The organism is Candidatus Eisenbacteria bacterium (assembly GCA_018831195.1).
GTDB lineage: Bacteria > Eisenbacteria > RBG-16-71-46 > CAIMUX01 > JAHJDP01 > JAHJDP01.
In genome coordinates this window covers 1-6,688 of record JAHJDP010000106.1, presented here as the reverse complement: position 1 = coordinate 6,688, position 6,688 = coordinate 1, and the positions used below count along the sequence as shown (strand labels likewise).

Genomic DNA, 6,688 nt, shown 5'->3' with positions numbered 1-6,688 from the left:
CGGTTTGTTTGTTTCTTGTACAACCAATTTATCGCCTCTGGACGGGCATTTCGAGCTCTTTCTCTTACAAAACCTCCTAAATCGCGCTTATATTGGGACTAGTATCGCGATGTTGAGAGAGGCGAGGGCCGTGCCAAAGACCCTCGCGGGTTATGAGAACGTTAGGCGTACCAGAATAAACAGACACCAACAACTGAGTTAGTAAAGTGATTTAATGCTTCCCCAAGTTGCCGCCCGATTTCTCGAATCAGGGACACCCGCTGAGTGACAATTCGAGATGCCTGAATATTCGCGAATTCCAAGCGCGGTGCAGGGTGCATAAGGACTAAACACAGGTTGCCAGTCACCGCCATTACCACCCGGCAATTGATGTCTGGCTCTCGACCATCCCGATGGAGGGCCGTCCTCGTCGGCTGCGATATACCAACCCGCATCCTGACCCAGCCAGTTTCCCCAGAATCCAACAAAATGAAGTCCGTCAGTGGCACAGCACATCTGCACATTGTGTGAAGACGTATAAGGCCAGAAAGCTATATTCTCAGGAAGTATATTTCTCAAAACACTGAGTACATTGCCGGGATCCGGGCCGGGCGGTATATTTCCATCCGCATCATAATCCCAAATATATACATCCATTGTCTGATCGGAATGTCCGCCGATCTGCGTAAAAACAAGCTGTACCCCGCAAACATACTCGGCCTCATAGCATTCAGCCCAGGCGCCATAGTCGGGTGGTTGTACCTGCTCTTGGCGCCACGCATACCCATTTTCAAAAGACCCGTCATCATTTTGGAGCAGTGTGGTGCCCGGACATACTTCTTCGTCATCAGGAAGGACAGTCGTCTCTTCGCAGTATCCAAGTTCGGCCGCGGACATATCGCCAAGTGTGACTGCCTGGGGCAAGAGACAGACTGCTAAGACCGGAATAAGCCAAAGACGGCGTTTAAATTCATTCATGAGAAACACTCCAGGGCACATTCGCTCGCCTGATTTTGCACACCCATTATATCCGGCTGGATCCCAAAGGTCAATCAATTGGTTTCGCGTCCGAACTGATTACGAGAGACGCCTAACGACATTTTGAACCTGTCGAGGGCCCTTGTCACGGCCCTTCGCAAAGTGAGATCATAGTGGCGCGATGTTGAGAGAGGCGGGGGCCGCGCCAAGCACGCCTCGCAGGTTAAAAGAACGTTGAGTCTGTAGGAAAAAGTCGGGAAGCTTCCATAGCATCCCATATTTGTTCATGGGATGCAGGCTCCGGGAAGCAAATGCGGCAATCCGTGACGCCTCGGTCAGCTTTTCCTGCAGACTCGTTAGAGGCACGTAGAGAAAAACGAATATTCGTTGACACTTCTGAGAAATTCCTCTACTATCTTACTAGTAAGATCACAACACAATGGAGGTGTCATATGCAGGAACCGGCCACCACAAAAATGACCACAAAAGGTCAGGTTGTTATACCCGAAGACATCCGCAAGAAACTTGGACTCAAACCCGGTGCGCGTTTCGTTGTCGTGGGCAAAGGGGACGTTGTTATCCTCAAGGCGATAGAAGCGCCGTCCATGGATGAGTTCGACGACTTAGTTTCCGAAGCCCGTCGCCAGGCAAGGCGAGCCGGCCTTAATCGCACACATGTGACAGTCGCCGTACGACGGGCGCGGAGCAAAAAGTGAGAATTGTGCTCGACACCAATGTTCTGGTTTCGGGGGTGTTCTTCACCGGCCCACCCTTCAAAATTCTAGAGGCCTGGCGAGACGGAAAAGTTGAGATTGTTATGTCGAAGGAGATCTTCCAAGAGTATCAGCGGGTGGGGGAGATACTGTCAGAAGAGTTTTCCGGCGTTGATATTGCACCCTTTTTATCGTTGTTGCTAGTGAAGTCAAAGTTTTATGATCCACCCGAATTGAAAGAACCTGTCTGTGATGATCCATCCGACGATAAATTCCTAGCCTGTGCGCTGGCGGCTCGATGCAAACTAATAATTAGTGGTGACAAGCATTTACTCCGCGTCACCGGATATCGAGGGATTGAGGTTCTGCGACCGAGAGAATTTCTTGACGGTCGTCTGTAGTGGACTAGGGCCGAAGCCCCAGATCTTCAGCAAGTCGAGGATTGCGCATGTTGCGTAATTTTCCATATATCTTGACCTGAATAGAATAGATTCGAATCGGGTTGCTTGCTCCGCGCCAGAAGTAGAGAGACAGTCGATACATCTCCGGTTGGCATCTCTCCTCTCTCTTCCACATCGCCAAGACGAGCGCTGCAATCTTTCTGGCAATCGTCACCTTCGCCAAAGTTGGTTTCGTACCGTTCAGCATGTGGTTGAATTCACGGTTCAATCCACGGGTATGATCCAGTTTTCCGCGAACCCATTGATCGTCTCTCCGGATCCAATCCGATGACGAACGAACGACGACACCAAAACCGCAGTAGGACCAGAACATGCGCGTTGTCCGGAACCGATGCGGTGTGATCACAACGGGAATCATCTGAGCGACCCGGATCGCGCCCAAGCCGGGAGCCGTTTCGAGAATCTTCGAGATCTTATGGCGGTGGGACTCACGGAGCATGGTCTTCTCAGCTTCCTTCTTAATTTCCAGGAGTCGATCGATCTCCTGACCCAGGATTTCCGCGGCGATAGCTGTCGCTTGGGGAAGCTGCCGGGTCAGCGCTTCTCTCCCGCGACGGGAATAGACAGCTTCTCCGGAGCACGGGATGCCCCGGCCTTGGATCAGAGATTTCAGGCGATTCTTGGTCCGGGCGACATCGCGGGTGACCATGGTGTAGATACGAGCGTATTCGCGCAGGGCGGTAAAGAGTTTCGGATCTTTGTAAACGGGCCGGCCCACCGTGCCAGTCCGGATCTTCTCGGCCAAGCTGTGCGCGTCGATGGCGTCGGTCTTACAACCGGGTGTCCAAACAGGCCCATAGACAAGAATTTCAGCGACATAGGGGGATAGGATTTCCACCAGCCATGGCTCCTGAGCCCCTCCTCGATGCAGAGATGGAGGTTTCCGGGGATGATTTTCAGATACTCGATGAGAGCCTTCCCATTTGTTTCCACAACGTCTTTCCTGATCTGCTTTCCCCTGGCGTTGAGGACGACAAAGGTGCAGCTGGTTGCATGAACGTCTGATCCGATGTATCTTTCCATGGCGGTTCTCCTTTCTAGGAAATGGAAGTCGTTAGTTAATCCCATGACATTTTCTTTAAAGGAGACCGCCAAATCAACGGCGTGCGGGTCTCGTGCGAAGGACTCATGTTTCCACCCGTGATCTTTCTATGATTCCTCCCGCATTTATGGGAGAATGGATGCACACATGGGAGTTGGCGGGGGTCGCGCCAAGCACCCTCGCGGGTTATGAGAACGTTGAATCTGTAGGAAAAGTCCAATCAAGGCGCCGAAACCTAGATAATATGGGGAAAACCAATTATATTTGATGCGATAGACAGGCAAAACACCGGTTAACCAAAGCAGCGAGGAAGAGGAATCTGTATGGCCCGATATAAACCATACTCATACGACCAGGGGAAATTCCTCCCCGTTTATTTCGACAAACAGATCCTTCCCGGCACCTTCGAATACACCCTGAGCTACCTGATAGACAACGAACTTGATCTATCCATTTTTGATGGCCGGTTTAAAAACGATGAGAACGGTGCTCCTGTATATGACCCGAAGATTCTTTTGAAGATCGTTCTTTACACCTACTCCAAGGGAATTATATCCAGCCGTAAGATCGCACAGTGCTGCGGAGAGAACATCATTTTCATGGCCCTTTCCGCGGATACCCGGCCTCATTTCACCACCATTGCCGATTTTATTTCCACGATGGACAAGGAAATCATCCACCTGTTTCTCCAGGTGCTGATGGTCTGTGACCACCAGAAGCTGATCGGCAAGGAGATGTTTGCCGTAGACGGCTGCAAACTACCGAGTAATGCGTCTAAAGAGTGGAGCGGGACCAAGGCTGACTTCAAGAAGAAAGTGGCCAAGATGGAAAAGGCCGTCAGCCGGATGCTTGAGAAGCATCGGGAGCAGGACAGATCTCAGGGGGACCAGGACCTGGAGGGGAAAGAAAGACAATACATTGAGAAGCTTCGAAAGCAGACAGCAAAGTTAAAGAAATGGATGGGTGATAATGACGACAAGATCAGCAAGAGCGGCCAGCCGATAAAAAGCAACATTACCGACAACGAGTCCGCCAAGATGAAAACATCAAAAGGTGTGATTCAGGGTTACCTTTCCGGAGGATTTCAGTCATTGTATCTGTCCAGCCGGGAAACGGCTCTATCGCAGCGGCTCTAATATTACGATAAGCGGTTTCAGAGCCATCAAGTTCAAAGGCCCTAAGTCAGCCTGTCTGTCTTGCAAGCTCCGCAGTCAATGTCTACGTCATCCGGAAAGGACAGAAATCCGGCAGGTGGCCTATTTCACCGGGAGGTCGGCAGAAGGTGAACAGACATTCTCTGATAAGATGAGACGGAAGATTGATACAGCGGCAGGCCGGGCAATTTACGGTATGCGTCTGGCTGTCGGGGAGCCACCCTTTGCTCATATTCGATCGGCTCTCGGGCTGAGCCGATTTACCCTGCGGGGCAAGAAGAAGGTTAATACTCAATGGAATCTGTTCTGCATAGTGCATAATCTGAAAAAGATCCATCGATATGGAGAAGGGTTTGCTTGATCATGGCAATTGAGTTGAAATAGAGCAGGAGTATTTTGGAAAAGGCTAAAAACAGGTAGAAGCGAGTCGGTTCGGCAAAGGGAATAAACCAACATTGACCATACAACGTTAAAATCTGAACATACTCATCCAGGAGAGAAAATCGGTTACTGGGTGAAGTGGAATGATTTGTTAAATAGATTTTCCTACAGATTCGTTAGACGTATTATGAATAAATTGACCAAAATGATATGCTTGTGCGTATTCCTATTGATACTATCTATGTCAGCACATGCCGACTTTTTTATTCGGCCTTCCTTTCAAGAACTTGTTTGGCAGGCGGAACATATTATGGTTGGCCGCATCTTGGATGTAGAAATGCACCACTTTAGAGTGATTGCCGAGGATCTTGTGGGAGAAATCTCCGAGGACACCCTGAATGTTGCCAAGCCCCCTACGCTAGATTGGTATGCATGTCCAGCGGAAAAAGACTTTATAGCGGGTAGTAAAGTAATACTATTTCTTGAGAAATATTCATGCAGATTGAGGCCCAAGGACTGGGGCTGGGACATAATCCACACTGGCGACGGTATAATTGCTTGTTCAGGCGATTCGGTGCCAATCCGTTTTGGTAGATCCCTCGAGAAAACTAAGGATCCATTCTGTATTTTACCGGATAAGGGCCGCGACCAAGTTGAGCGTGTTGCATTCGATGACTTGGTTTGTGCAATTCGAAATTATAATGAGTGCTTTGGCGTCGCGCTAGATATGAGTCTCCCTCCCAGGAAAAGGTTTGATCTTAGAAATATTAATTTTGATGAAAAGTGCCCGCGGGAGATAATACGTAGCAATAGAAATCTGTCACGTGTACATCGGCTGTTGATAGATGCGACGTTAGATGTCATTGAGCGACAAAAGAGAAGGCAATGAAACGTCTAACGAACTTATCTGGACTCCTCCGTCAATTGAAAAATAAAGTTCTCCTCTGGAAGGCGGGGACTGACTGTATCCTTATCTTCGGCCTCTGAGATGGAGCCCATGGACTCCGGGCCATGATGAAATTCGCGCGCGGGGAGCCAAACTTTTAGATCGGCCTCATGGGCCAAGGTCGTTATCGGCTTTACCCCGCGCCGGTCAGACCGGTCGCCATCCGGTAATATCCCGCCAAGCAGTCTGACGGATAGGATTTGAAATCAATTTATCGATAGAAACCTCCTTGAACGAGACATCCCTCGTCCAAACCACCCAAGCGATCCGAGCGAGTTTATTGGCCAAAGGGACCGCGGCGATGTTGTGACCACGGGTCGCTTGCAGATCCAGAGCCCATTGCCGCAACCTGTCCGGGTGATCAATCCGTTTTGAATTCCAGAGGACCGTTCTGGCGCCGTGAATGAGAAGCATTCTGAGATAGGTATTGCCGCGCTTGCTGATGGCCCCCAGCCGGCGCCTGGATCCGCTGGAATATTCCTTGGGTGTGAGGCCAAGCGCGGAGGCGAAGTGCCGACGAGATGGGAATCGATGCGCATCACTCATGAAAGCGATGAGGGCGGAAGCGGTCAAGAGCCCGAAACCGGGAATCGTCCGCAATCTTTCCACGACCCGGTCATCTTTGCAGAGGGCGTTGAGCTGAATCTCCGCCAGCCGGATGCGGTCCTCCATCTGAACGATCTCAGCGCACGTTTCCTCAAGGATAGAACGAAGGGCAAAGGGGATTTTTGAATCCGGCTCGTGGATCCATTGCCGGATCAGGGGAACGACTCTATTAGAACCCATGGGGATGAACATTCCGAGCTCTCTGAGGAGACCCCTGACGGTGTTTATTCTCGAGGTGCGATTGGCCATCCATCGCGACCGAAGCCGGTGGAGGGTGGTGATCGATTGTTGATCGACGGATTTTATGGGGACCGGCAGGATCTCTTCGTTCCTGGCGGCTTCGAGGATGGCTTTGGCGTCAGCTTTGTCGGTTTTATTTCCCTTTCTATAAGGCCTGACGAAGTGTGCGGGCAGAAGGGTGACGTCAT

The 6,688-nt window shown here is 50.6% G+C and carries 7 protein-coding genes and 1 pseudogene; 5 read left to right on the top strand and 3 right to left on the bottom strand.

Annotated elements, in window-relative coordinates; translation table 11 throughout:
* Positions 1-198 precede the first annotated feature (198 nt).
* Positions 199-957: a hypothetical protein gene (locus KJ970_18600; protein MBU2692932.1), complete on the bottom strand. Its 759-nt coding sequence runs from the start codon at positions 955-957 to the stop codon at positions 199-201.
* Positions 958-1,409: 452 nt separating this feature from the next.
* On the opposite strand from KJ970_18600, the gene KJ970_18595 reads away from it, so the two are divergent.
* Entirely contained in the window at positions 1,410-1,673 is a 264-nt protein-coding gene (locus tag KJ970_18595; GenBank protein ID MBU2692931.1) for an AbrB/MazE/SpoVT family DNA-binding domain-containing protein, read from the top strand.
* Complete coding sequence (locus tag KJ970_18590) at positions 1,670-2,071, top strand: putative toxin-antitoxin system toxin component, PIN family (GenBank protein MBU2692930.1); 402 nt, start codon at positions 1,670-1,672, stop codon at positions 2,069-2,071. Before KJ970_18595 ends, KJ970_18590 begins: the two co-directional genes overlap by 4 nt.
* Positions 2,072-2,075: 4 nt before the next feature.
* Here KJ970_18590 and KJ970_18585 read toward each other — a convergent pair whose 3' ends face one another.
* Positions 2,076-2,969 carry a transposase gene (locus KJ970_18585; GenBank protein ID MBU2692929.1) on the bottom strand — a complete coding sequence of 298 codons (894 nt, stop codon included), beginning with the start codon at positions 2,967-2,969 and terminating at the stop codon, positions 2,076-2,078.
* A gap of 5 nt (positions 2,970-2,974) precedes the next feature.
* Here KJ970_18585 and KJ970_18580 point away from each other — a divergent pair, with 5 nt between their 5' ends.
* The 3 genes and pseudogenes from KJ970_18580 to KJ970_18570 all read left to right on the top strand — a co-directional run bounded on the left by KJ970_18580 (position 2,975) and on the right by KJ970_18570 (position 5,597).
* Complete coding sequence (locus KJ970_18580; protein ID MBU2692928.1) at positions 2,975-3,136, top strand: hypothetical protein; 162 nt, start codon at positions 2,975-2,977, stop codon at positions 3,134-3,136.
* 360 nt (positions 3,137-3,496) lie between these two features.
* Positions 3,497-4,688 (top strand): annotated as a pseudogene (locus tag KJ970_18575) (transposase).
* 261 nt (positions 4,689-4,949) lie between these two features.
* A complete protein-coding gene (locus KJ970_18570; protein MBU2692927.1) occupies positions 4,950-5,597 on the top strand; it encodes a hypothetical protein in 648 nt (215 codons plus the stop codon).
* 204 nt (positions 5,598-5,801) lie between these two features.
* On the opposite strand, the gene KJ970_18565 is transcribed toward KJ970_18570, so the two are convergent.
* The coding region (locus KJ970_18565; GenBank protein ID MBU2692926.1) for an IS110 family transposase at positions 5,802-6,688 on the bottom strand (887 nt) is incomplete at its 5' end.

Excerpts from the sequence above, each read along its gene's own strand:
- KJ970_18595 (MBU2692931.1), top strand. The coding sequence starts at position 1,410 with ATGCAGGAACCGGCCACCACAAAAATGACCACAAAAGGTCAGGTTGTT.
- KJ970_18580 (MBU2692928.1), top strand. The coding sequence starts at position 2,975 with ATGGCTCCTGAGCCCCTCCTCGATGCAGAGATGGAGGTTTCCGGGGAT.
- KJ970_18600 (MBU2692932.1), bottom strand. The coding sequence starts at position 957 with ATGAATGAATTTAAACGCCGTCTTTGGCTTATTCCGGTCTTAGCAGTC.
- KJ970_18570 (MBU2692927.1), top strand. The coding sequence starts at position 4,950 with ATGTCAGCACATGCCGACTTTTTTATTCGGCCTTCCTTTCAAGAACTT.